We start from the raw sequence: 383 nt of genomic DNA, 5'->3' as shown, positions 1-383 counted from the left end.
AACCGGATTGCCTACATGCTGGCGGACAGCGCCCCGGCGGCGGTGTTGGCGCAAGCGGCCACGCGTAGCTTGTTGGCCGAAGCTTCGGTGCCGGTGATCGACCTCGACAGCGATGTCTGGCAGGACGAATCCGTCTTGAATCCGGAGATTGTCGAGCTGACCTCATCGCACCTGGCTTACCTGATCTACACCTCCGGCTCCACCGGTTTGCCCAAGGGCGTGATGATCGAACACCGCAACACGGTGAACTTCCTGACCTGGGCGCACCGTTCGTTTGATGAAGCAACCCTGGCAAAAACCCTGTTCTCCACCTCGCTGAATTTCGACCTCGCGGTCTACGAGTGCTTCGCGCCGCTGACCTGCGGTGGCCGCATCGAAGTGGT

1 protein-coding gene is annotated in these 383 nt (G+C 61.1%); it reads left to right on the top strand.

Annotated elements, in window-relative coordinates; genetic code table 11:
* The coding region (locus tag MMG91_RS28855) for an AMP-binding protein (protein ID WP_310661460.1) at nt 1-383 on the top strand (383 nt) is incomplete at both ends.

The organism is Pseudomonas sp. JL3 (assembly GCF_031570575.1).
GTDB lineage: Bacteria > Pseudomonadota > Gammaproteobacteria > Pseudomonadales > Pseudomonadaceae > Aquipseudomonas > Aquipseudomonas cucumis.
This window is presented reverse-complemented; position numbering and strand designations above follow the sequence as displayed.